The 21,202-nt window shown below is 53.1% G+C and carries 36 protein-coding genes; 24 read left to right on the top strand and 12 right to left on the bottom strand.

Features of this window, described 5'->3' with window-relative positions; translation table 11 throughout:
* Nucleotides 1-31: 31 nt before the first annotated feature.
* The 6 genes from C5J26_RS29940 (at nucleotide 32) to C5J26_RS29920 (ending at nucleotide 4,637) form a co-directional block, all read left to right on the top strand.
* Complete coding sequence (locus tag C5J26_RS29940; protein WP_105405083.1) at nucleotides 32-361, top strand: DUF6107 family protein; 330 nt, start codon at nucleotides 32-34, stop codon at nucleotides 359-361.
* Nucleotides 362-427: 66 nt separating this feature from the next.
* Nucleotides 428-1,009 (top strand): HK97 family phage prohead protease, encoded by a 582-nt coding sequence (locus C5J26_RS29935; RefSeq protein WP_046637577.1) that lies wholly within the window; start codon nucleotides 428-430, stop codon nucleotides 1,007-1,009.
* A complete protein-coding gene (locus C5J26_RS29930) occupies nucleotides 1,006-2,325 on the top strand; it encodes a phage major capsid protein (protein WP_105405082.1) in 1,320 nt (439 codons plus the stop codon). The genes C5J26_RS29935 and C5J26_RS29930 overlap by 4 nt, the downstream gene beginning before the upstream one ends.
* Nucleotides 2,252-4,066: a recombinase family protein gene (locus C5J26_RS29925; protein ID WP_172746194.1), complete on the top strand. Its 1,815-nt coding sequence runs from the start codon at nucleotides 2,252-2,254 to the stop codon at nucleotides 4,064-4,066. Before C5J26_RS29930 ends, C5J26_RS29925 begins: the two co-directional genes overlap by 74 nt.
* A gap of 86 nt (nucleotides 4,067-4,152) precedes the next feature.
* A complete protein-coding gene (locus C5J26_RS32985) occupies nucleotides 4,153-4,299 on the top strand; it encodes a hypothetical protein (RefSeq protein WP_172746192.1) in 147 nt (48 codons plus the stop codon).
* Nucleotides 4,299-4,637, top strand: coding sequence for a DUF2958 domain-containing protein (locus tag C5J26_RS29920; RefSeq protein ID WP_105405080.1), 339 nt, complete (start codon nucleotides 4,299-4,301; stop codon nucleotides 4,635-4,637). Before C5J26_RS32985 ends, C5J26_RS29920 begins: the two co-directional genes overlap by 1 nt.
* A gap of 600 nt (nucleotides 4,638-5,237) precedes the next feature.
* Here C5J26_RS29920 and C5J26_RS32980 read toward each other — a convergent pair.
* From C5J26_RS32980 to C5J26_RS29910, 3 genes are all read right to left on the bottom strand, one after another.
* Entirely contained in the window at nucleotides 5,238-5,381 is a 144-nt protein-coding gene (locus C5J26_RS32980; RefSeq protein WP_172746191.1) for a hypothetical protein, read from the bottom strand.
* Nucleotides 5,382-5,582: 201 nt separating this feature from the next.
* Complete coding sequence (locus C5J26_RS32975) at nucleotides 5,583-5,855, bottom strand: hypothetical protein (RefSeq protein ID WP_172746188.1); 273 nt, start codon at nucleotides 5,853-5,855, stop codon at nucleotides 5,583-5,585.
* A 347-nt stretch (nucleotides 5,856-6,202) separates the two neighbouring features.
* Nucleotides 6,203-6,463 (bottom strand): hypothetical protein, encoded by a 261-nt coding sequence (locus tag C5J26_RS29910; protein WP_105405078.1) that lies wholly within the window; start codon nucleotides 6,461-6,463, stop codon nucleotides 6,203-6,205.
* 51 nt (nucleotides 6,464-6,514) lie between these two features.
* Between C5J26_RS29910 and C5J26_RS29905 the strand changes: the two genes are divergently transcribed.
* From C5J26_RS29905 to C5J26_RS29880, 6 genes are all read left to right on the top strand, one after another.
* The gene (locus C5J26_RS29905) at nucleotides 6,515-6,739 is read left to right on the top strand and encodes a hypothetical protein (protein ID WP_105405077.1); all 225 of its coding nucleotides are present in this window, start codon (nucleotides 6,515-6,517) and stop codon (nucleotides 6,737-6,739) included.
* A 608-nt stretch (nucleotides 6,740-7,347) separates the two neighbouring features.
* Nucleotides 7,348-7,971: an NUMOD3 domain-containing DNA-binding protein gene (locus C5J26_RS29900; protein WP_105405076.1), complete on the top strand. Its 624-nt coding sequence runs from the start codon at nucleotides 7,348-7,350 to the stop codon at nucleotides 7,969-7,971.
* The gene (locus tag C5J26_RS29895) at nucleotides 7,964-8,368 is read left to right on the top strand and encodes a hypothetical protein (protein ID WP_105405075.1); all 405 of its coding nucleotides are present in this window, start codon (nucleotides 7,964-7,966) and stop codon (nucleotides 8,366-8,368) included. Before C5J26_RS29900 ends, C5J26_RS29895 begins: the two co-directional genes overlap by 8 nt.
* A gap of 31 nt (nucleotides 8,369-8,399) precedes the next feature.
* Nucleotides 8,400-8,663 (top strand): NUMOD3 domain-containing DNA-binding protein, encoded by a 264-nt coding sequence (locus C5J26_RS29890; RefSeq protein ID WP_105405074.1) that lies wholly within the window; start codon nucleotides 8,400-8,402, stop codon nucleotides 8,661-8,663.
* Nucleotides 8,664-8,943: 280 nt separating this feature from the next.
* Entirely contained in the window at nucleotides 8,944-9,432 is a 489-nt protein-coding gene (locus tag C5J26_RS29885) for a hypothetical protein (protein WP_105405073.1), read from the top strand.
* On the top strand, nucleotides 9,429-9,860 hold the full coding sequence (locus C5J26_RS29880; RefSeq protein WP_105405072.1) for a hypothetical protein: 432 nt from the start codon (nucleotides 9,429-9,431) through the stop codon (nucleotides 9,858-9,860). The genes C5J26_RS29885 and C5J26_RS29880 overlap by 4 nt, the downstream gene beginning before the upstream one ends.
* 69 nt (nucleotides 9,861-9,929) lie before the next feature.
* On the opposite strand, the gene C5J26_RS29875 is transcribed toward C5J26_RS29880, so the two are convergent.
* From C5J26_RS29875 to C5J26_RS29865, 3 genes are all read right to left on the bottom strand, one after another.
* Nucleotides 9,930-10,250 (bottom strand): NINE protein, encoded by a 321-nt coding sequence (locus C5J26_RS29875; RefSeq protein ID WP_105405071.1) that lies wholly within the window; start codon nucleotides 10,248-10,250, stop codon nucleotides 9,930-9,932.
* 100 nt (nucleotides 10,251-10,350) lie between these two features.
* Nucleotides 10,351-10,632, bottom strand: coding sequence for a hypothetical protein (locus tag C5J26_RS29870; RefSeq protein ID WP_105405070.1), 282 nt, complete (start codon nucleotides 10,630-10,632; stop codon nucleotides 10,351-10,353).
* A gap of 235 nt (nucleotides 10,633-10,867) precedes the next feature.
* The gene (locus tag C5J26_RS29865; protein WP_105405069.1) at nucleotides 10,868-11,089 is read right to left on the bottom strand and encodes a hypothetical protein; all 222 of its coding nucleotides are present in this window, start codon (nucleotides 11,087-11,089) and stop codon (nucleotides 10,868-10,870) included.
* A 203-nt stretch (nucleotides 11,090-11,292) separates the two neighbouring features.
* Between C5J26_RS29865 and C5J26_RS29860 the strand changes: the two genes are divergently transcribed.
* Nucleotides 11,293-11,829, top strand: a complete 537-nt coding sequence (locus C5J26_RS29860) for a hypothetical protein (RefSeq protein WP_105405068.1) — start codon at nucleotides 11,293-11,295, stop codon at nucleotides 11,827-11,829.
* Between the two features lie 56 nt (nucleotides 11,830-11,885).
* Here C5J26_RS29860 and C5J26_RS32970 read toward each other — a convergent pair whose 3' ends face one another.
* Entirely contained in the window at nucleotides 11,886-12,047 is a 162-nt protein-coding gene (locus C5J26_RS32970) for a hypothetical protein (RefSeq protein WP_172746186.1), read from the bottom strand.
* Between the two features lie 50 nt (nucleotides 12,048-12,097).
* Here C5J26_RS32970 and C5J26_RS29855 point away from each other — a divergent pair, with 50 nt between their 5' ends.
* The 5 genes from C5J26_RS29855 to C5J26_RS29835 all read left to right on the top strand — a co-directional run bounded on the left by C5J26_RS29855 (nucleotide 12,098) and on the right by C5J26_RS29835 (nucleotide 14,348).
* Complete coding sequence (locus C5J26_RS29855) at nucleotides 12,098-12,538, top strand: lysozyme (RefSeq protein WP_105405090.1); 441 nt, start codon at nucleotides 12,098-12,100, stop codon at nucleotides 12,536-12,538.
* Nucleotides 12,535-12,858, top strand: coding sequence for a DUF1064 domain-containing protein (locus C5J26_RS29850; protein ID WP_105405067.1), 324 nt, complete (start codon nucleotides 12,535-12,537; stop codon nucleotides 12,856-12,858). The genes C5J26_RS29855 and C5J26_RS29850 overlap by 4 nt, the downstream gene beginning before the upstream one ends.
* A 304-nt stretch (nucleotides 12,859-13,162) precedes the next feature.
* The gene (locus C5J26_RS29845; protein WP_046642746.1) at nucleotides 13,163-13,537 is read left to right on the top strand and encodes a hypothetical protein; all 375 of its coding nucleotides are present in this window, start codon (nucleotides 13,163-13,165) and stop codon (nucleotides 13,535-13,537) included.
* 23 nt (nucleotides 13,538-13,560) lie between these two features.
* Nucleotides 13,561-14,028, top strand: coding sequence for a hypothetical protein (locus tag C5J26_RS29840; RefSeq protein ID WP_105405066.1), 468 nt, complete (start codon nucleotides 13,561-13,563; stop codon nucleotides 14,026-14,028).
* Nucleotides 14,025-14,348 carry a hypothetical protein gene (locus tag C5J26_RS29835; RefSeq protein WP_105405065.1) on the top strand — a complete coding sequence of 108 codons (324 nt, stop codon included), beginning with the start codon at nucleotides 14,025-14,027 and terminating at the stop codon, nucleotides 14,346-14,348. Before C5J26_RS29840 ends, C5J26_RS29835 begins: the two co-directional genes overlap by 4 nt.
* On the opposite strand, the gene C5J26_RS29830 is transcribed toward C5J26_RS29835, so the two are convergent.
* From C5J26_RS29830 to C5J26_RS29820, 3 genes are all read right to left on the bottom strand, one after another.
* Nucleotides 14,345-15,199: a hypothetical protein gene (locus tag C5J26_RS29830; RefSeq protein ID WP_172746184.1), complete on the bottom strand. Its 855-nt coding sequence runs from the start codon at nucleotides 15,197-15,199 to the stop codon at nucleotides 14,345-14,347. The genes C5J26_RS29835 and C5J26_RS29830 overlap by 4 nt on opposite strands.
* An 11-nt stretch (nucleotides 15,200-15,210) precedes the next feature.
* On the bottom strand, nucleotides 15,211-15,489 hold the full coding sequence (locus C5J26_RS29825; protein WP_105405063.1) for a hypothetical protein: 279 nt from the start codon (nucleotides 15,487-15,489) through the stop codon (nucleotides 15,211-15,213).
* 93 nt (nucleotides 15,490-15,582) lie between these two features.
* On the bottom strand, nucleotides 15,583-15,903 hold the full coding sequence (locus tag C5J26_RS29820) for a DUF6804 family protein (protein WP_105405062.1): 321 nt from the start codon (nucleotides 15,901-15,903) through the stop codon (nucleotides 15,583-15,585).
* Between the two features lie 79 nt (nucleotides 15,904-15,982).
* On the opposite strand from C5J26_RS29820, the gene C5J26_RS29815 reads away from it, so the two are divergent.
* The 6 genes from C5J26_RS29815 (at nucleotide 15,983) to C5J26_RS29795 (ending at nucleotide 19,550) form a co-directional block, all read left to right on the top strand.
* Nucleotides 15,983-16,900, top strand: coding sequence for a hypothetical protein (locus C5J26_RS29815; RefSeq protein WP_105405061.1), 918 nt, complete (start codon nucleotides 15,983-15,985; stop codon nucleotides 16,898-16,900).
* A 19-nt stretch (nucleotides 16,901-16,919) separates the two neighbouring features.
* On the top strand, nucleotides 16,920-17,432 hold the full coding sequence (locus C5J26_RS29810) for a hypothetical protein (RefSeq protein WP_105405060.1): 513 nt from the start codon (nucleotides 16,920-16,922) through the stop codon (nucleotides 17,430-17,432).
* Between the two features lie 46 nt (nucleotides 17,433-17,478).
* Nucleotides 17,479-18,075: a hypothetical protein gene (locus C5J26_RS29805; protein WP_105405059.1), complete on the top strand. Its 597-nt coding sequence runs from the start codon at nucleotides 17,479-17,481 to the stop codon at nucleotides 18,073-18,075.
* A gap of 223 nt (nucleotides 18,076-18,298) precedes the next feature.
* A complete protein-coding gene (locus tag C5J26_RS29800; RefSeq protein WP_105405058.1) occupies nucleotides 18,299-18,931 on the top strand; it encodes a recombinase family protein in 633 nt (210 codons plus the stop codon).
* Between the two features lie 14 nt (nucleotides 18,932-18,945).
* Nucleotides 18,946-19,158 (top strand): hypothetical protein, encoded by a 213-nt coding sequence (locus C5J26_RS32965; RefSeq protein ID WP_172746182.1) that lies wholly within the window; start codon nucleotides 18,946-18,948, stop codon nucleotides 19,156-19,158.
* Nucleotides 19,158-19,550 (top strand): hypothetical protein, encoded by a 393-nt coding sequence (locus C5J26_RS29795; RefSeq protein WP_105405057.1) that lies wholly within the window; start codon nucleotides 19,158-19,160, stop codon nucleotides 19,548-19,550. Before C5J26_RS32965 ends, C5J26_RS29795 begins: the two co-directional genes overlap by 1 nt.
* A gap of 449 nt (nucleotides 19,551-19,999) precedes the next feature.
* Here the strand turns inward: C5J26_RS29795 and C5J26_RS29790 are convergent, their stop codons facing one another.
* Together C5J26_RS29790 and C5J26_RS29785 are read right to left on the bottom strand one after the other, a co-directional pair.
* Nucleotides 20,000-20,512 (bottom strand): hypothetical protein, encoded by a 513-nt coding sequence (locus C5J26_RS29790; RefSeq protein ID WP_105405056.1) that lies wholly within the window; start codon nucleotides 20,510-20,512, stop codon nucleotides 20,000-20,002.
* Nucleotides 20,512-21,171, bottom strand: coding sequence for a hypothetical protein (locus C5J26_RS29785; RefSeq protein WP_105405055.1), 660 nt, complete (start codon nucleotides 21,169-21,171; stop codon nucleotides 20,512-20,514). The genes C5J26_RS29790 and C5J26_RS29785 overlap by 1 nt, the downstream gene beginning before the upstream one ends.
* Between the last annotated feature and the right edge of the window lie 31 nt (nucleotides 21,172-21,202).

Below are 21,202 nucleotides of genomic sequence, written 5' to 3'. Positions count from 1 at the left end.
ATGCGTGCATCATAAACAAGAGAGATTAAAAATGGCTGACCTCGGAAACGATCCGGCCGCCCTGGCCGGCATCTGGGCCGCCAAGGCGGTGGGCGCCACGGCGGGAGCCGGTGTGTCGCTGATCTATCTACTGCCGAAGAGCCGCCGCGAGGCGGCGAGCCGGTTTCTGACGGGCCTGAGCTGCGGGATGATCTTCGGAGGGCCGACCGGGCTTTGGCTGGTCGAGCGGCTGGGGATCGAGGCTGAGCTTTCCGGCGCGGAAGTGATGCTGACGGGGTCGGCGGCGGCCAGTCTTTGTGCCTGGTGGGTGCTCGGCGCGCTGGCGAGGATCGCCGTCAGATATGGGGGACGGGGCGGTTAAACTCGGGGTTACCTCTTCCCTCGTATCCGGCTGCAGGTCAAATCCAAGACATTCAGGAGAATACCAATGCACGCTTATCGCGGGCCGCGCCCGAACGCGCGCAAATTCGCCAATCTGGAACTCGCTGGGCTTACAGGCGACGGAGTGTTTTCCGGTTATGCCAGCGTCTTCGGCGAGGTCGATCTCGGCAAGGATACGATCGAGCGCGGCGCCTTTCGCAATTGCCTCGTCGAGCGCGGGGCGATGGGGGTGCGGATGCTCTACCAGCACGACCCTTCCGAGCCGATCGGCGCCTGGCGGACGATCCGGGAGGATGCCCGCGGGCTTTATGTCGAAGGCATGCTGTCGCCGGGCGTCGCCCGCTCCCGCGAGGTGCTGGCGCTGATGAAATCGGGCGCGCTCGACGGGCTGTCGATCGGGTTTCGCACGGTCAAGGCCCGCACCGACGCCAAGACGGGCGTGCGCAAAATCCTTGAGGCCGATCTGTGGGAAATCTCGGTGGTGACCTTTCCGATGCTGCCATCGGCGCGGGTCTCCAACGTCAAGCATGCGCGGTTCTTCCGCGACAGGGAAACCGAACTCGTCCGCCAGATGCGGCGGGCGGCGAAGATGATGATGAAATCAACCTTCAAAGGAAAAGCGATATGACGGAGCAGGCGAGAACGATGGCAAGCGTAGCGCCCGAAGTAAAAGCCGTGCCGGAAACGGTGACGGCGGCCTTCGACGAATTCATGGAGGCGTTCGAGGCCTTCAAGGAGGTCAACGACCGGCGCCTCGGCGAGATCGAGCAGAAGCTGACCGCCGACGTCGTGACCCGCGACAAGATGGACCGCATCAACCGTGCCGTCGACGACCAGAAGAAGGTGCTCGACCAGCTGGTGCTGAAGAAGGCCAGGCCGCAACTCGGCCGCGGCGGTTCGGAGCTTTCGGCAGAGGCCGTGGAGCACAAGGCGGCCTTCGACGCCTATGTCCGCCGTGGCGAGGAAAACGGTCTGCGCGAGCTGGAGGCCAAGGCGTTTTCGGGCGGGACTGGCGCCGACGGCGGTTATCTCGTGCCGCCGGAAACCGACACGGAAATCGGCCGGCGGATTTCGGCGGTCTCGCCGATGCGGGCGCTCTCGACCGTGCGTACCGTATCCTCCGCCGTGCTGAAGAAGCCGTTCGCGGCGGCCGGGCTTTCGACCGGCTGGGTGGCGGAGACCACGGCGCGGCCGCAGACCAATACGCCGCAGCTCACCGAACTCTCCTTCCCGACCATGGAGCTCTACGCGATGCCGGCGGCGACGCAGTCGCTGCTGGACGACTCGGCGGTCGATATCGAGGCCTGGATCGCCGGCGAGGTGGACATCGTATTTGCCGAGCAGGAGGGCGACGCCTTCATCCGCGGCGACGGCACCAACAAGCCGAAAGGATTTCTGTCCTATCCGACGGTGGCGGAAGGCTCCTGGAGTTGGGGCAATCTCGGCCATATCGCCACCGGCGTTGCCGGCGGCTGGAAATCGACAGGTCCTTCGGATACGCTGATCGAGCTCATTTATGCGCTGAAGGCCGGCCATCGCCAGAACGGCACGTTCATGATGAACCGCAAGGCGCAGGGCGATATCCGCAAGTTCAAGGACGGCGACGGCAACTATCTCTGGCACCCGCCGGTATCGGCCGGCCAACCGGCCTCGCTGATGGGCTTTCCGATCGCCGAAGCCGAAGAAATGCCCGACGTGGCGGAGAATTCGCTCTCGATCGCGTTCGGGGATTTCCGTTCCGGTTATCTCGTCGTCGACCGGGCGGGCGTGCGTATCCTGCGCGATCCCTATTCGGCGAAACCCTACGTGTTGATTGTTTTTACACTACTTTCGCGCATCCTCTTAGCAACACTTTTGGGAAGCGCGGGCATTGACGAACATTTCAAAACGACCAGCGTACTCGTACATTCGTATGAGTACAGAGAAACAGATCAAGGGCGATAGTTTACGGCGTCAGTTGGTCTGGAGCGAGAACTTCGCACAACGACATGACCTTGAACTGCAAGACACAACGGCCTTCGCTGATATCGGGGTCAGCGCATGGAAGGGCTTGAACCGTACAAAGGGCAGGCTCGGCGCATTCATCGAATTGGTCAGAGACGGAACAATCCCGTCGAGCAGTTACCTGCTCATCGAAAACCTCGACCGCCTCTCACGAACGACCCCACTTGAGGCGCTGGACCTGTTCAAGGAAATCCTGAAACTCGGCATCACCGTAGTTGCCCGTGGTGAGTACGGCGAGGAAGAGATTTACACGTGGACCAGCATAAATTCCAATTCGAACCAACTCATCAGCACGCTCTCATCCATGCTCCGAGCCAATCGGGAAAGCGAACGTAAGAGCCAGATCATCAGAGAGGCGTTCGAGAACAAGCGGGCGTTGAGCCGGAAAGGCGTGAAGACCAATCAACGGCCTCCGCATTGGATCACGGCGACAAAGATCGCCAAAGGTGAGTTCGAATATTCCCTCAACGACCGAGCACCCCTTGTGCAGTGGATTTTCGAGCGCAGCGCAGATGGCGTGGGCTTCGACAAGATCGCTAGAGATTTGAATGCGCGTGGCGAGGCTACGTTAAAGCCGAGCAAGCAGGGCTGGTTTCACACGAGCGTTGCCAACATCATCACCAACCGCTCTGCGATAGGTGAGTATCAGCCGTATGAGGAAGTGGATGGGACGAGGATTGCGCGTGGTGATCCTATTGCCGACTATTATCCCCCGGTCGTCACCAATGACCTATGGCTACGGGCGCAGAAACTACCACATCGAAACAGAAAAGGCGGTCGCGCCGGGACGAGGTTTAGCAACCTGCTCGATGGCTTGACCAGTTGCACTCACTGCCAATCGCGCATGTACATGCTCTGCAACAGCCGGAGTAGCAAACAGTGGCAATACCTCGTTTGCAGTGGAAACTTCCGCAAACTCACCAAAGAGGTTGAGGTGGAGGGTGTCAAACAAACCGTCCCGATCTGCACCGATGGTACGGCACGTTTTCGTTACGATCTGGTCGAACAGTTCATCCTCGACAACGTGATGGAGTTTGGCATTTCGGATCATATGCGGATCAAGAAGGCCGATGCAGAACTGAAAGCCGTGGATGAGGCAATAGCCGATCTGTCGGTGAAGTTGGAAAGTCTCCGGTCAAGAGAACAGCGATTGTTGACCCTCGTGGAGACCGAAAACGACGATGAAATTCCTGGGCTTCTCACGGCTCTGAAATCCCGAACCAAGGAACGCAAGGAAGCCGAGGAGCAACTTACGACGCTCACCCATGATCGCGATGTGACTATGGCGAAGCAGAAGGCGCTTGATCCGGCCAGTGCGATTGAGGTCATGCGTGAACAGTGGGAAGCCAGCGAGGACGACGGTATCAGGTATGGCCTTCGTGTCCGCACCAACACGGCAATGCGCGAGGTTATCGACTTTATCACTTTCGACAGCATCGAGCAGACCTACACCGTGATCCTGTTTGGTGGTCTCCGTGCGTACAAGTTCCCCAACGTCAAGTTCGTGAAAGGCCCGATCAAGGTCACTCCGATGGTTGTCGATCTCACTCGCTTTGCCGCTGAGATGCCCTCGCACTTCGACATTCATCGTGCTGATCAAGCCGGGAAAATCCCGCTCGATCCTAAACGGCGTCTGGTCAACGACATGCTCGTCCGTAAACGGATGAAATCCGCATCGTAAAGAGTTGGTCGGGCTTCAACTCTTCACTCGCCCTTTGATTGCACGGCTATAAAACTCTGAGTTGTTAACAACAACAGGAGTTTGCAATGCTGTTTCGGGTTTGGGGTAAGATCGACGGTGCGAAGTTTGATCAGGTCTATTCGAGCGTAGCGGAGTGGAAAGCAGAGCGCGCAATGATCGAGCGCGTTTCGGCTGTTTCGGTTCTCGGCATGGCAAGCGTTGAGGTCGCTTGATGGAATTGCTGCCGGATATGCTTCGACTGCGCCTGATGCTCAATCATCAACTGCGCAACGCTGACCACGTGCCGGTCGTGAAGTTCTTCACACCATGGGCGAATGCGACGTGGTTGATTGTGGACATGGACCCCGACGACAGGGATCTGATGTTCGGCCTTTGCGACCTGGGCCTTGGTGAGCCTGAACTCGGATACGTGCTTCTCAGTGATCTTGAGGAACTTCGAGGTCCAGCGGGATTGACCGTGGAACGCGATCTCTATTGGAGACCGACTAAGCCCTTATCGGTGTATCATCGCGCGGCTCGTGCTGCGCAACGCATCGTAGAACCGGATTGATGGGAATGAGCGTTGGCGTTATAAACTCGCGCCATCGCTTCCGCAATCGCCTTCTCAACCGGACTGTCACTGATAGCATCAGGGTCGTGTGCGATGACGTCCAACGTCTGGTCAATCAGTGCTTCTTTCTGCGGCCCAGTCAGATAGTACGCACCAGCAATGCGTTCCAGATACGGCCTCAGAATGCCCTTGGATGCACGTGATCCAAACATAACGATCCCTCCCGACATGCAGACGTGAGCACACGGATGGTCGCGCCTGATGAACAGATTAGTAGCGGCGATTACGCATATCTGAGAGAAATATGCGGTGCATGGCCAAAAAACAAGACTCTCTCCACGTCAGCGGATCTGGGTTATTTCCGACTACGTTAAGGGTACGTTCGATGAGGTCTTCTCGGTCGGCCTCTAGTCGGTAGAACCTAGCAGCGTAGCGGAGAAGTTGCGGTCTCAACGGGACACGATCTTGAGTAACGATGCGTGAGTGAGGGTTGAGCATCACGCTCCTCCTTCAATCAAAAGAGTATCAAATCTTCCGGTGAAAGCATAGGACTAAAGTCTAATGTCTGATACCGTACGAAGCGGCAGACGACTGACGACATCAGTGCTTGAATGCTTCGACAAGACCTTTGACACCGCCGATGACGAAGTACACGCCGATGTACGCCCCATATGCGGCGAGCAGATACCACGCGGGCATCGACATGACGTATCGGATGAGGTCGGACACGGTGAAGGCATCCATTTGCTTGCTCCTTTGACGCAAAAAGCCAGCGTTAGTGCCGCTGGCTTCAAAGGGCGAGTTTTCATGTGCCGAAGGGTAAATGAGGGGAACTACGCGAGCAAACAAGTTCCCCTCACCAGAGCGATCAATGCGGCGGGCATCGATTGCATATTGGAATGCTAATATATCGAGTTTAACGGTTTGTAATTGACGATTGTCAATTCACCAATCACCCGCGATTAGGTCAGCCAGTTCTTCATCCATCGGAGGTTCGTTATCGTTGGCCGCACCTTCACGCACTTTCAGAAGGTTGGCCTTGTGATAGGCGAGGAACCATTCGGCCTTCTTGCGCTCTTGCTCGGTCACATCGCCGACATCAGGAATGACGATCCTTTCGCCGTCATCCAGCGATCGCAAGAAGTCTTCGTACACGGTGATATTCGCCTGATTCGATTTGATCAGTTCCAGTTCCCAAGCCTCATATTGGCGTTCCATTGGGTGCTCCGCGTTTTCGGCAAGTGTCTCCCATGTCTCTAATAACCCCCTGTAGTCGGGTTCGTTCAACTCATCCGCGAAATTACACACGGCACAAGGCCTTCCAGCGCCACCACAGTCACAGGCATACTCGCCTGTCCATGGCCTGTGTGAATGGTTCTCGCACACCCATCCGGTGTTATGGCAGTTATCGCAAAGCGGTCTCATTCGGGGGTAACTAGGTCACTTGCCGATCTTGAAAAGGCAAAAGGAAACCCACTCGGAAGGAGTTAAGAACCGAGTGGGCGTCGTGAGGAAAGATGAATCATAAGCAAGCGCCTCGTAGCATAGAGACGTATTCATCAATCCTATTTATCCGGCTGACTGGATTTGGCTGCTCTTAACTCGGCAAGCCATTGGGTCTTCGTCAGCGTGGTTCGCTCGACGACCTCTTCGACTAACTGCATCTGTCGATCATCCACTTTACGTGTCCGGCGTTTCCGTGGTTTGGTATTCATTTGTGTGAGATTTTCCATACCCGCATTATACGAGCCTTCGCCGGTGACTGCGATATTCATGACTACGGGCGAGACATCATCGCCCCGCCCGTTGAGCAGCCAGACGATCATTGCGTCCGCCGGTATTTACTGCAAAAAACCAAGTTCCCATTTGGAGGGCTCATGCGGATCAAGTTTCAATCGCCAACGGACGATCTCCGATTTCCGATCAATCTGCTGGACGATCAGTCGGTCGTGACCAAGGACGGCGAGTATCTTGGCACGTGGGGTGATATTGACGACGCCATCTACACGTTCACCCCAGATGGACATACTGACGAACTCTGCAGCCATCCTTTTATTTCCGGCCTATGCGAGCGGATTGAAGATTGGATGAAAACGCGCTGATGCTGCAGAAAAGTGTCGTGTTACCCGACACTTAGGAAACTCTTCAAAGAGGCCCAAAGAGCAGCGGCACGGAAACGCGCACTGCGACTGCGCAGGCATCGCGAACGCAGCGGACGACGCTGTGAGACGTGCTGCCGAGCGTTTTGAACGCGGCTGCTTCGCGCTGTTTCGGTTTGCTTTTCGCGCCCCTTTTTCTCTCAACCCCAAGCGGAAACAAAAGCCTTGAACGGAGGAGCAAAGCGACCAAACGGAGTGACGACGGAGCGGAGCGACCAAACCAATGGCTATGCCGCCAGTCGTAAGTGGAGTTTCCAACTGGAAACGAGCGCAGCGACACGCGAGTAGCAGAGATGAGCGGGTTTTGAGTGCCAACGAAAAACGCGAAGCGATGCGTGAAGCCGCCATTTATGGGTCGTTGCTTCTAGCCAAGGTGGGGCTATCTACTTCTACGAAGTAGATGGTTCTACGTTGTTTAGTAGTAATGATCCATGCTTGTTTATAATAATATGGATCTATTTTGTTTAGTACCTGAAAACAATATTGACGCCAGAAAAATCAGTCAAGCATAATGGATAAATAAAAGATAACATAATTATTCCAGGTGCTTAATGACTATTCGAATTTCCCCACAACAGGTCTTGGCCGCGATCACTGCTCCACGCAGCGGCCGTTCGATCAGCGCGGAACTGCGCGAAATACTTGAAATCAAGTACGATGCATCCCGCCGTTATCAGACCAGCCGGAACAAGGTCCAATTCGACCTGACGCTGGAGGAATACATTGGGCTGATGACGCCTTGGCAACTCGCCCAAATGGAGAAGAAACTCGCAACGGGTAATCTCCGCAAGTTCATGGGTTCCGATTTCGGCTACGTGCTGGGCTGGAAAGACAAGGCTGGCAAAGCGTCCGGCATCATGAACGCTGAAACTGCCGTCTTCTGCAATCGCGAAACCAGCAAGCGAAATCTCCAACTCAAGAAGGGAGATAAGCAGACAGAGGCAGGTAAGGCCAAGATCGCCAAAGCCCGCACAGGGACGAAGCATTCGGCTGAAACCAAGGCTGCGATCAGCAAGACCAAAAAGGGCGTTGCTCTGACGGACGAGCATAAGGCAGCGCTGAGCGTTGCTAAGAAGGGCCGCAAAATGTCTGACGCGCACAAGGCCGCTATCGCTGTGGCTCAAGCAGCGCGACATGCCGCCCGTAAGGCAGTGAAGGAGGCAGGTAATGTCTAACCAGCCCGCGACGGTCGTTCTGGAATTTCCCATGCACATGGTGCTGGAAGAAACGATCGATATCGGCGACCGCCTCGAAATGATGCGGAAGACAAAATCCGGTCTGCAAACCTACGCGATCCTTTGGCAGTACGTGGATATTGCCGTGCTTGCCGCGCTCATGCGCCGCGAGTACCGGAGCGAGATCAACACCTTTTACAACAGTTCAGAGAATTTCAACTGGCAGGCAGTTGCAGCGGATGGCGAAGTTTATGTCTTCGAACACATCATCTGCCGCCGCTGTTGGGAAGACATTAACACCGGGAATTATATCGGTGAATTTGAGTTCGATAATCCGCAACTTGCGATGATCATCAAACTTGCAGCCAAGACACCCAAGGACGCTTGGTCATTCTAACAACAAGAACAAGAATAAGGAGATCGACCAAATGCAGGAACTAACACACGGACAGAAGATCAGTCAGGCGCTCAAAGGACGCAAGTTCAGCGCTGAGAGCAGGGCCAAGATGAGCGCTTCTCATATGGGCAAGCCACGTAGCGAAGAGACGAAAGCGAAGATCAGCGCGTCTCGAATGGGCAAACCACGTGACGAGGCAACTCGCAAAGCCATCTCAGAAGGCATGAAGGCCGCGATGAAGGTCAAGCGGGAGTTGAAAGCAGCGACACAATGGAAGCACCCGAATAACCGATAAGGCTGCGTTTTGATCACCAGAAGATAAATAAAAGATAGATAACAAACAGGAGTTTCAAATGTCAGATAATCGGCAATTAATTGAAAAGATCGACAACGCAATGGCGCTGCTTCAAGCGGCTCGTGATCAACTTCATAACACTGCAAAGAAGCATATCCAAGAACCGCAAAAAACTCCCGACCTACGGCCATGGAGTGTGAAATTTGCGGAGTTTACGAACAACTATAGGAACGATCCAAACAACCAATACTAAGAATAAGAACACTAAGGAGTTAGAACAATGGAATTTTCAACAAGCGTATTCGAAGATATTTTCGAAGTCATCAACACGGTCATCGAAACTCATCCCGACACACTCGCACTTGATCCAATTGCGGATCTCAAGGCGAAGTCAACCGTGCGTATCCCATACACGAGGAAGCCCAAACTGAACGCAGCATCAGCATTCATGACGATCAAGAAGACGCAGAAGAACTGGATCGGATTGCTGTTGGGTGAACTCTCGCATTTCGTGACAGGTGCTCAAGCAGACATCGCCATCATGCACACCACGGCTAACGCGAAAAGCAGCGTGAAAAGGGCAACTCAAATCTGGCATGAGTTTGTTGTCGAACTCCACGCCGACAAGATCATCCAGCGCAACGATATCAGCGAAGCGCAAGCACGTCAGTTGGTGAAACTGATCGATCTGCTCAGCAAGAATGGTCACAAGTTGAAGAACTGCGGCACGCTGGAATTTGTTGATGAGACAGGACAGGTGCTCGCATGAAGAAATTTGATATCCGTGACCTACTACATGGCGGAGGCTATGCGAACACTGATACGCCTAGTCAATCAGCCTTTGCAGCAGCATCGATGGCAGGAATGATGAGTTTGATGACGGCTCTCGTGAGACGCGAGGCCATCAAGGATACCATAGAACGAATTTCTCCCACGTATGAGGTTGTGACCGCCAGCGGTATCACAGGCCTTCCAAAGGGAGACGATGAGAGCATTCTTTGGAATGCGATTCGTAGCGAGTGTCTAGAGTTGGTCGCGTATTATGAGCGGGTTGAGGCGAGTTTGAGAAACGGTGCCACGGAGATGATCATCGACTACGTGCCTGATCTAGGCCGCATCTCCCATTTTGCCGGGGCCTTTGCTCGCGGTGATCGCTTCATCGTCGCGAAACTCGCCTACGATGGAGGCGCAGCATAATCCTGTCCAGCAGCACAAAACAAAATGACCGCCGAAGCGGTCATTTTTCATCAGTGAGTGAGCGAACTCTTAGGCGATCTTTGGTGGTTCGCTGACAGCAGGTGCAGCACCCGGCACGTTCACGTGAACGTTGAAGATCGGTGCAACCGTGTTGGTGTTGGTGTTCGTGTTGTTGACGCCTTGGCCGTAGAGGCCATTCAGAATATTAGCCTGACGCACCATCGACCCCAAGAAAAACAGGTCGAACAACTGGCCGAGACCAAGAAGGCCAAAAGTGAAAAGCCAGAGCAGGCCGGTCATGGGCCTGTTAACGTAGAAACGATGTATTCCGCAAACGCCTACAAGGCATAGAAGCCACAATAGAAATGCGCTGAAACCCTTCTTCTGCATGATAAATCCCCCGAATGAAGTCCAATAGAGATATCACGCTTCAATGGATTCGCAATCTAAGATTTAGTTCGATCTCAGTTGTGAAAAGTATTTCAGCCGATCACGACGGGGGATTGAGGTGTTTGTTTATCATGGCGCTGATTTCGGCAATCGTACCAATCGCCAGAGCAAACGCTATCATATAGAAGCCCCGGTCGATCATGTCGGCGGTCGGCATTCGATTGGTTATTGTAGGATCTTTCTCCCATACCCCAAAGGCTATCAGCAGCCCACCCCCGGCCATCACGCCGCCGAGCAGCAGAAGAATAGTCGCGACGAAAAGCGTTATACGAGTAAAAAACAAATCAGTACCCCCTATTGATGCACCGATATAAGCGCTCAATCCACATCCGGTCTAACGGTATTTTCCAGCCGATCCCAGTCGTGGTCTTTTAGAAACGGGTTGAGCCAAGGCGTAAAAAAGGCCCGCTGCGGGCGAGCCTGTTTGAGTTGGGCATCTCGGCCAGGGGTAAAACCGTTATTGATGCTCTGGCAGACAGAAGCGGCAACTGATGACAAGGTTCCGTCACGGTCGCGCACATTTTCGTTTGTCCCCACAGCGTTCCGGTACAGCAGAGTTAATCCAGAGGCTTCAACAGCCGGAGCCGGTTATCGCCCAACAGTTCGATGGTCTTCTCACTTTCCAGCGCGAACAGCGCGTACATGATTTCGTCCTCGGTGAACTGCGCTTTGACCAGCGCGACACCAATCTCGTAGATGACGATCGGCTTGGATGGCTCCGCGTTTAACTCGCGCAAGCGGTCGATGAGGGCGGCTTTGGTCTCGTCGTGGCGGTCCATACGGTCTCTCTCGGTTTCCCCAAATATAGGTGCGGCTGAGCCAACGGCGAAGCTTCGTTCACTATCGCTCACTTCGAGCGCATATGAGCGCGTATCTGAGGATAGATAATAAATAGAACGTGGCGAAGGATACCAAGTCTTAGGTTGAACATGGTAGCCATTGGCAATAACGCTGGAGAGTCATATAGTTAAGGAGTTTCATAATGTTTGAACAACAGGTATCAATCGCGGACTTTAAGGCGGAGTTTGAACAGTTCCTCCGTGAAGCAGATGAGGTTGACGACTTTCGGCTTGCGTATCGCAGAGCGATGAACGCAGGACGGACAAATATCGCGTCCCTCGATATTCATGTTGCGACGCCCTATCGCTTCTTCAACCGAGAAGTCATAGCGCAGACACGGAAGATCATCGATACGGTCATAGTGGATGAGAGCGATCTAAACTGTCTCGTCTATCGTTTGCACGCAGAAGGTTCGGACGAGAGAACCGCGTTCTTCGACGGTTGGCCAGCATCAGCCGGTGCCGCTGAATTCACCGGCAATCTAGCCGGTTGGAACAACAAGAAGCGGATGGTGATCGGAATGCCGTTCTATATCGGCTTCGGTTCCGAGGGCGCTTGGTTCGACAAGGAGTTTATGGTCCTGCCATTCAAGGAAGCCAAATGGGCAACCGCGTTCAAGTTGCGGTTATCGACCACCAACAGCGACACATGGGAAGACATCGCTCGAATGTTCAACTGAGCGAAGCTTCGTTCACTAGCGCTCACTCCGAAAGCCCCGTTCGCAGCGGGGCTTTTTCATGCCGGTGAGAGGCCAAGGTATTTCAGCCCCGGCATCAAAATGTATGGGTAGAAGAACGTCATCATGAATATCAGGAGGACTAGCGTGTAGATCCAGTCCAAGCGTTTTCTGTTGCCGTTTAATGCAGCCATCATCTCGTTGAACTGATCATCGGTCATTAGTGCAGTCCCTTTGCCAGATGCGGTTTTACCGCTTTGGTAAATACGGGATGGCAATCAATAAAGCATCCCTAGACCTCATCAAGTCCTTCGAAGGACTCGAACTCACCGCATACCTATGCCCCGCAAACGTGCCCACGATTGGCTACGGCACGACCAAGGGCATCTCACGTGCTGATGTAGGCAAGAAGACAATCACGCTAGCGGAAGCCGAGCGACTTCTCCGAGAAGATGTCCAGCAGTTCGAAGCCGCCGTTGACCGGCTCGTCAAAGTCCCACTCACGGAAAACCAACGCGGCGCGCTGGTCAGTTTCACCTACAACTTGGGTGAGGGCAATTTCTCCAAGTCCACGCTGCTGAAGCGGCTCAACGCTGGCGATCTCAACGGAGTAGCGGTGAGTTGGCCGCAATGGAATAAAGCCGGTGGCAAAGTCCTGGCTGGTCTCGTCAAGCGCCGTGCTGCTGAACTCCGACTGTTTCAGACACCATGAGCGGCTATCGAAATCGCCTAGAGGCGAAGGTCGCAAAGACGCTCCCGGCAAGTTTCCAGTATGAGCCTCGTCGTTTCCCATTCCAGATCACCCGGCATTACCTGCCGGATTTTGTCGATGAGACGGCAAAAGAGATCATCGAAGTCAAAGGCCGGTTCACGGCGGAAGACCGGCAGAAGCATAAGGCTTTCCGCAAGCAGTACCCGGATTGGACGGTCACGCTGGCATTCCAGAAGCCGGACACACCCATCAACAAGGGCAGCAAGACCACTTATGCGGACTGGTGTGACGCCAACGGCATCAAGTGGAAGCAGGCCTAAAAGACACACCAGAGGTTATTATAAGCGCGCTGGTTCCACAGCCAGAGGATTGCATGTAAGTTCGAGTTGTTCCCTCCCAGGAGATGCGGTTTGTCTCCTACATAGACCCGGCTTTTAGTCGGGTCTCTTTTTGTTCGGATGGCTCAGGTTTTCATCTAGCAAAAATCAACATGTCGGGAACGCGCAGCGAACAACTGATGGATATCCCCAGAACACACACGGCGGGATAAGAAGCCTCTGATGGGCTGGCCCAATTAAATACTGGAGAAGACCAATACGTGTTGGTCACCAGTAGGGCAGACCAATGATCGAAACTATCGCCGCTTTTCTCGTCTCCATCGGAATCAATCCATCACACTTGCTCGCGGGTCTCGCCGGAGGCTTTGCAAGGATGATCGTGCAGGGCAAGCGGCTCACGTGGGAAGTCGTCAGCGGTAGTCTCGTCGGCACCCTCTGTGCGGTCTACCTGACGCCGCTGATCGGCAAGTGGGCGCAGTTCGACATGGCAGATATCTCCACGAACAATGCGATGGCCTTCGCAATCGGCATCATCGGCCTGTCGCTGGCTGAAGGTTTGGTGAAACTGGCGCAGCGTTGGGCTGCAAACCCTAAACTCCCCACAACACCTACGCTCGACGCGCTGGCAGAAGTCACCAAGGACGAACCAGAAGATAAATAACTGAAACAACAGGAGTTTCAGTTATGGCCACCACAATCTCACACACCCCACTAAACATCGACAAGAAGGGTGACGTGTACATCTGCACCTCTGCATCTGGCTCGGTGATTTCAACTGACCCAGAGGAACTTATTGCAGCAGTTGCGACCAATGTAGCAAAAGACCTAGCCGTCATCGTAGGCGAAGATGACGCGGCAACCTGGACCTTCGTTAAATCAGATGTCGCAGAACATTTTGTCCTGATCGATTGCCTGACATCCGGGATTTTACCTTCGAACATGAAGGTCGATCCTGCTTCACGGGCGTCACACGTCTCATACATCCTTTCAAAATATCAGCCCGAAATGATCGCCGCCGTAGAATGGATCAGGTCTAATACCAAAGGCAAAGTGAAGCCGCTGAGCGCATCAAGCGGAAACGCCCACTATTTCATGTTCGAAAACCGAGATGAGGCATTGCTGTTCAAACTCGCCCATGGAGGTGAAGCATGAGCAAGCCCCACACGCTGTTCGTGGAAGTCGACAAGGACGCGGTGCTCTACGACGAGCAATACCTTTGCCTGAGCGCCTTCGTGCTGCCCAGCGGCATCAAGGTCAACGAGGCATACGCGGGAAAGAATGAGAACGAGAATTTCATCATCGCCGCACAGGAACGGCTAAGGCAAGCCGTTGTCGCGCTGCATGTCTATCGGCTGATCGAAGGCAACGCATGGCTGAACCTCAGAGAGATCACAGCGCGTGGCGATCGTTACGGCGCAGATGTTGAGTTCAAGACCAAGGCCGATGCGATGCTGTTCAAACTCTGTCTCTAGTAGGCCTCGGTCACATAGTATTTTTCCTCATATGCGACTTCAATATTGTGATGCGCCCGCAAAATGGCATGGCGTAACGAATCGATGTGATTGTCGGAAATGACATGGGCAACTCCCGCCGCCGATTTCCCGTTTCTATGGACGCAATCGTGCCGGATTTCGACCTGCTGCATCATGAACTCTCGATCTTTCTCATCGGCGAATATATTGCAGCCAAACACCTCTTTGTAGAGCGGGTTCACCTTGCCGAAGTTGTGGTAGAGAAGTTTCGATAGGCCGGTGATCACGCGATTGCGCACGACTTCAACGGCATCGAACACATCGAGGAATGGAATAGACGCGTCCTTCAACTCTCGAAATGTGCTGATGATCGCCTTTAATGCCCGTCTATCTTCCTCCACGATGCGAATGAGCCGGTCGGACAGATAAGTCTCGAATATCGCAAAGTGCTGGCTAAAGACCATTCTATTGAAGGTTTCAGAACCAAAGCGACTGGTCTTCGCCAGATCACGCACCACGTCGAGATCCTCTAGAGCGGCAAGGAATACCCGTTCAGGCTGTTTCGCTACAACGTCGTTGATGTACCCGGAAACGTCACCCTCGGTGAAAAGGTCTTCAAGGTCGATGTCTTTGATGAGTTCGAAGGAGCCGCCCTCGTGACAGGATGCCTCGTAGTTCCATTTCTGGTCGTCGGTAGTGATGTGAACAGGAATATCAACGTAGCAGGCAGGACACTTGAAATGCACAATGGCTTGGTTGTTCGCGTCGAAATGATTGAGCATTATCGAACGCGATGAGATGCCTTCGCTGAGACGTTTGCCACACCTACAGGTGCCTCTTAAAGTAAGCATTTGATCCTCCCTTAATCGGCAACCACGGCAACGAGCCGGCGATCAACAACGATAGCATCGAGCAGGCTAACGTTCTCGTTCAGCACGTCGATAAGCCCATCAATATCAGGCAAGCGCAAGGTGAGCCGGTAAATCGCCATAGCCCCGAGCGGATCGATATCCGGGTCATTCCTCCGAAGTTCTTCCCGCTCGGATAAGGCATTGCGCTGGCATTCCTCGATGGAAGCAGCGAATGCAAGCGGCTCATCACGGCCAGGTACGATCTGAAACCCGAACACAACTAATTCCATTCCATCCCCCTCGGAGAATCACCCGCATAGGTATAGCGGCCCACAGTCATGGGGGAACTGGCAAATATGAGGGGTTCTCAAAGGCCGTCGCTATCAAGGCTTGGCGATAGGAGCGTCTTTGCCGAGCCGCCAATAATAGGCAAACACGGCAGCGCCAGCCAGATCAAGGAAGAACCAGATACCCCGAGCAAGATGGACCGGGATGAGCGGGTTGAATAGCACGGCCATGCAAACCCAGATGTACGCCCAGCCAGTCATTCCCTTGTTCGTATCCCACTGGATGAAAGCCAGCCAAGCCGCCGACAAGCAGACGACCATGCGTAGGAACGCGTAAAAGGTATAGGGCAGGGGAAGTATGGCCAGCACTAGGAGCGCGGCGGGAACTAAAAGCAGGTTTCTAACATCGTTTGTCAATTGAATGCCCCTCGGAGAATCACTCGCAATGGTATAGATTGCCGCCGGGTTTTCTACCTAGCAAGTATGGGAGTTTTGATTGGGCCTCTTAGCAGAGATACAAAACGACGCGTTGTCGGATGATGTCCCGGTATCGACCCTACTTCGCAAAGTGATGGTGCTGGCTTCAAATCTGGACAGCGACTTGCTTGAGGACTGGGTCCGGCACGAATTGCACGGGTATCCGAATGAGGTTGAGGTTCCCGCTTATCGAAAGTTCTCGATCAACTTCAAGGTCAACGGCGCAAACGCCCGCTGGCAGATGACCCGCCAAGCGGTGCCGCCTTACCTTGTCTGTCAAATCGTAAAAGATGACGACTTCCAAATCTTCGATTGCCGACAAGCAATCGGCACGATCAATACGGAAGAAATCAAGGCGAGTAATGGCAATATGTCGATCAACCTCGACAACTACATTCTCCTTATGCAGGGCAAATTGTACGAACCCAGCGTTAGTTTGACGCGGTTTTGGGGCGAGGTGTCGGCATCACAAGTTCTCGGCATCATTGATGCGGTTAGAAGCCGAGTTCTTGATTTCGTGCTCAAACTTAAGAAGACCTACCCGGGCGCTGGTGAAGTGGACGGTTTAACGATGAAGATGCCTGATGTGGAGAAGAAAGTGACCCAAATCTACAATACGACGATCCACGGCGATAACGCTGGAGCCGTAGGCAACAATACGGGTGCGACGATCACAATCACCGTCAATAAAGGGAATAAGAACGAACTCCGCCAAGAGTTGCAGAAGCATAGCGTTGAGGAAGCAGACATCCTCGAATTGGAAGCCGTGCTTGATGAGGAACCCACGCTCGATGATCCAAAGAAGTTCGGCCCCAAGGTCAAGACTTGGATCGGCAATATGATGAGCAAGGCGGCATCTGGTGCATGGAGCATTGGCCTTGGCGCTGGTGGCGCTTTAATACAGTCGGCCTTGCTTGGCTATTACGGATACAACTGACCGTGGGACGGGATAGCCAGTGGAAACGTTCGTCACAAACCTCACGACGGCAGCGGCAGTTTCGACAAGCCTGATAGCGGTATTCGCCGTAATTGCGGCGTTAGTCAAAGCAACTCGCTTCTTAGCAAACCTACCACAAGAGGTTCGGACGTACTTCTTCAAGCCCCGTTACCTTGTTATACCAACGCCGGAGGAACTGGCGAAATATGCGGTGCAGGAGTTCGAGGCGAACAGATTACCCTCGCGAGAACAGTGGCTAGAAGAGTTGCGAGGACACTATGTTGCACGGTATCGCGCGTGGAGGAAGATGTCTTGTTTCCGCGTCAAGATTATCGCGATTGGTTTCGCTGCGTTTTATTTTGTCGCGCTCGGTGTTCTCATTAATCGCGGTTCAAATCAGTACACAGAAGGTGAGTTCGCAAAACAAGTTGTAGTGGGATGTTGGGTCATATTGCTTGTTGGGTCAGTTATATGGCTTGCAATAGGAAGGGTAGGGTCAATGCTCCGAAACTACTACTGGAACTCGCAATGACTCCATGAATAGATCGTAGTTCAATAGCCAAAAGCAGGGAGAGTGCATGGGAAAGGCAAAGTCTTGGGACATGGACCTTGAGGAAATGTGGCGCGCGTTCGAGGACAGCGTCAAAGGAGAAACCCCTCGCGGTATGGCATTGGTACACGGGGCAGTCATCGAAGATATACTTACCCGTCTTCTAAAGTTTTATCTTGTGCCGGGAAAATCAACCGAAGCGATGTTCAAAGACTTCAATAGTCCATTGGGAACATTCGCATCCAAAGTGTCGACAGCATATGCAGTTGGTTTGATCGACCAAGAGGAGTTAGATGCGCTTCTTCTGTTGAAGGACATCCGAAACGATTTTGCGCATAGCCTAAGCGCACCTCTTGAAACGGCCTCGGTTAAAACAAAACTCGAGAACTTCAACCATCGTTTGCAAGGCATTTCCGGGATTCCAACAAAGGACCAATATCAAATGCTGGTATCGTTCCTGGGGGCGACACTAGCGAATAGGCTGAACCTCATCGGCAATGATCCTGATCAAAACAAACCCCTCGGTGTGACTTGGAGCAACAAACGGCCTTTCGTACTTAGCCAGAAGGAATTGGAAAAAGTGCGGTCGAAGAAAAAGTCAAAGGATGAAAGATCAACCATTTAATAGGGGATCATCCGCGACATAACTGTGCCCAGCAGACTTCACATAATAAACACGTCCATCGCGTCCGCGCTCGTCCCGGTGCGGATAATTCCGCTCTGACAACATCAGCATGAAGGGCGAGACATTCTTGTCCTTTTGCATCAAAGGGCAACCGATCTTTTCACTCGCCCTTTAATCTTTTCGGCAGCAGACAAAGAACGCACGTTCAACGTCTGAGGTCATTATGCAATACGTCGCATACTATCGAGTTTCCACACAGAAGCAGGGACAATCAGGTCTCGGACTTGAAGCCCAACAAGCAGCCGTGAAACTGTTCGCTGGTTCGCATCCGATCATTGCCGAATACACTGAGGTTGAGAGCGGCAAGCGCGATGACAGACCCCAACTAGAAGCCGCACTAGAAGACGCTGCAAAGAACAAAGCAGTGTTGGTTATTGCCAAACTAGACCGGCTATCACGTGACGTTCACTTCATCAGTGGATTGCTCAAGCGGAACGTTCCGATCAAAGCATGTGACATGCCACATGCGGATAACTTTCAGTTCCACATAATGGCAGCAGTTGCGGAGAAGGAACGCGAGATGATTGCGGAGCGGACTAAAGTGGCAATCGCTGCAAAGCGGGCACGTGGTCAAGAGTGGGGAACAAACGCTGCGCGAGTAGATGAAGCAAACACCTTTGCGAGATCGCTCTACAAAGAGATCCAGATGCTCATCAACAGCGGCACTGATACACCAGCAGCGTTGGCGCGTGCTCTTAATGAACGCGGCGTACGGACATCTAAGGGCGGTCTATGGGGTACGGGTCAAATCGTTCGGTTGCTCTCACGCATCAACGGCAATACGTCCACCGACTAACGGAGGACGAAGCAATGAGTGAACTAACACAACAATACGCTGATCAACTCATCCATGCGGTAGAAGTGCCCATGGATGATCCGTTTGCACGGCAACTCCTTGCATTAGCAGTTGCGGAAAAAGAATGCCAAATCAATCACTTCTTCGGTTGCCCTACTTACTCGATGGAAACAGGAAGAGAGCACGGAAGCAACGGTGCTTTCGGTAGATCGAAGGAAACTACATAATGGCAAACGCAATTGAACTGCTCAAGGCCGCTGCAACGACTGGTGCTGTAGGTGGTCGTAATCCGCTGGAGATCTTCAACAGCAAGATCGATGCGCAGATCGCATATGCGGGTCAAGTGAAGGATGGCAAGACGATCAATACGCGGTCGCTGTGGTTCCGCAAGGATGGTGCCGGATACGTTGTCCGCATCGGTCGCAACGGTTTCGAAATCGCTGGTAGCAAACTGTTCAAGGCTGCTGATCTCGATGTGGTGGTCGAGGTGCTGAAGGCGGCGAAGGATGTGATCGCAGCGGATAAAAAACTGCAGGATACGATTGCCCTGCATAGCATGGAGCGGTCGGAACGGTTGAAGGTCGGACGCGCTAAGAGCAAGGCGAAGAAGGCCAAATAAACACTAATCGGATTGCGCAATCCGAATGGAGCCCGGTCGGAAACGGCCGGGCTTTTCCATGGCTGCTAAATAGAACGCGCTGATGGTTTTAATCTCCTTTCGAGCGTGTGAAATTTAAGAGATTAGGGCCTCTTAATTTCCGATGGTTGCGATCAATAGCCTCAGCAGTTTCCCGCTACTGCTGGGGCTTTTCCATGCCCTCATGCTTGGCCTGGCTGCAAGCGCGGCTAACTGCGAGAAGCAGCAGGAGAGACGCACAGATGCTCTTCCGCTGCGGTCGTGGGGTTAAATGCATCAGCATGTGCGGAAGGGCTGAACGCGCTGGAAGAGCCTCCTAAGGACCCGGTGCGTACGATGTGCATCCCCCCCTATGGGTGCCTACAAAAATCTATATACCCTGCCATCCTACTGATACGATTTCCGCAATGTTTCAGTTCCTCGCTCACTGCTTAGAACATATCCAGCGGCAAGTTCAACTTCAGTTCAAACGCCTCGTCGTTAGTCATGATACCGATAAAAATCTGATTACGGGCGTGATTGAAATTTTGCCAGTTGTATGGGTTTACGCGCTTGTCATTAGGCGCATTCGTCCAATACGCATCGATGTAACAGAGGTCGGTTTGTGCGGGTAGTTCGAAACTCTTGTCCTGACCCACAAGTTTAACTAGATCGTCGTGCTGCTTTTTTTCAAGGATACCAATAAATTGATTTCCTAGCATTCGACTATATGCCGCCCCTAGATCACGGCGTATCAAACGCATACGTTTACTGCCAGCCGTTACCATATGAGTAGATTGGAAATGTCCTCCGGCTTCGTAGGTCTGCCGAATGCTGTTCTGATCCTCGTCTGTGATTAACCTGACGTTGATTTGATAACCTTGAAAGAAATCGTCAATGCCCATTGCTTGAATGCTCTTAACGGTATCCATCGCCTTTATGAATTCGGCACGTGCTTCACGCATTAGAATCCACCCCTGTACTGTTGCATTTTCGCGATACGGTTTTTCAATATAACGTTCGATTGTGCTTCATTCGTAGGAGGTTCGGTTCCGAGTAGCCGTGTCAACCAAACCTGTTGTAATCGATTGAGAGTGTTCGCTTGATTGATTTGGTTATCTTCGGCACGTTCGCAGAGATAGACTTCGTAGCCTTCTAAAGCGCGATAGGCGTTGTAGAACCGAAAGCCAATTGGCTCGTCGTGATAACTTTTAAGATACGCTGCATCCGCAAGCCATTGCTGTGGGATATCCATATCGGCATCGAACACGAACTCGCTGTGATAAACCTGCAGAAGTTGTTCCGCCTCGCTCATGAAGGCATAGCGGCGCTCTTTCTGTTTTTCCGTCTCAGTCTCTTCAGTCGTGATGCGATTTGCGTTCAATGCGAACGTGATCCGCTTCATAAGATCAGCGGTTCTGTCAGCATAATTGCGCCCGAACGCGCTCAAAGCGTCGAGGGGGTTGAATTGCTCGCGGTTAGCAAGTGCGTCTTCATATTCGCGATATGAGCGCCCGAGATACGCGCTCATGTCACTTGCGCTGAGTTTGAAACTCGCGTCTTCTTTCAGGTGTTCGATGTCTGCGAGGATCTGTTGCCGGGTGAGCGCAGATATTTTCGACATGGGTTTCTTTCCAAAAACTAGAAAGGGTGGA

This window comes from Neorhizobium sp. T7_12 (assembly GCF_002968535.1).
GTDB lineage: Bacteria > Pseudomonadota > Alphaproteobacteria > Rhizobiales > Rhizobiaceae > Neorhizobium > Neorhizobium tomejilense.
Note: the sequence above shows the minus strand (reverse complement) of the source record. Positions and strands in the feature narration are given on the sequence as shown.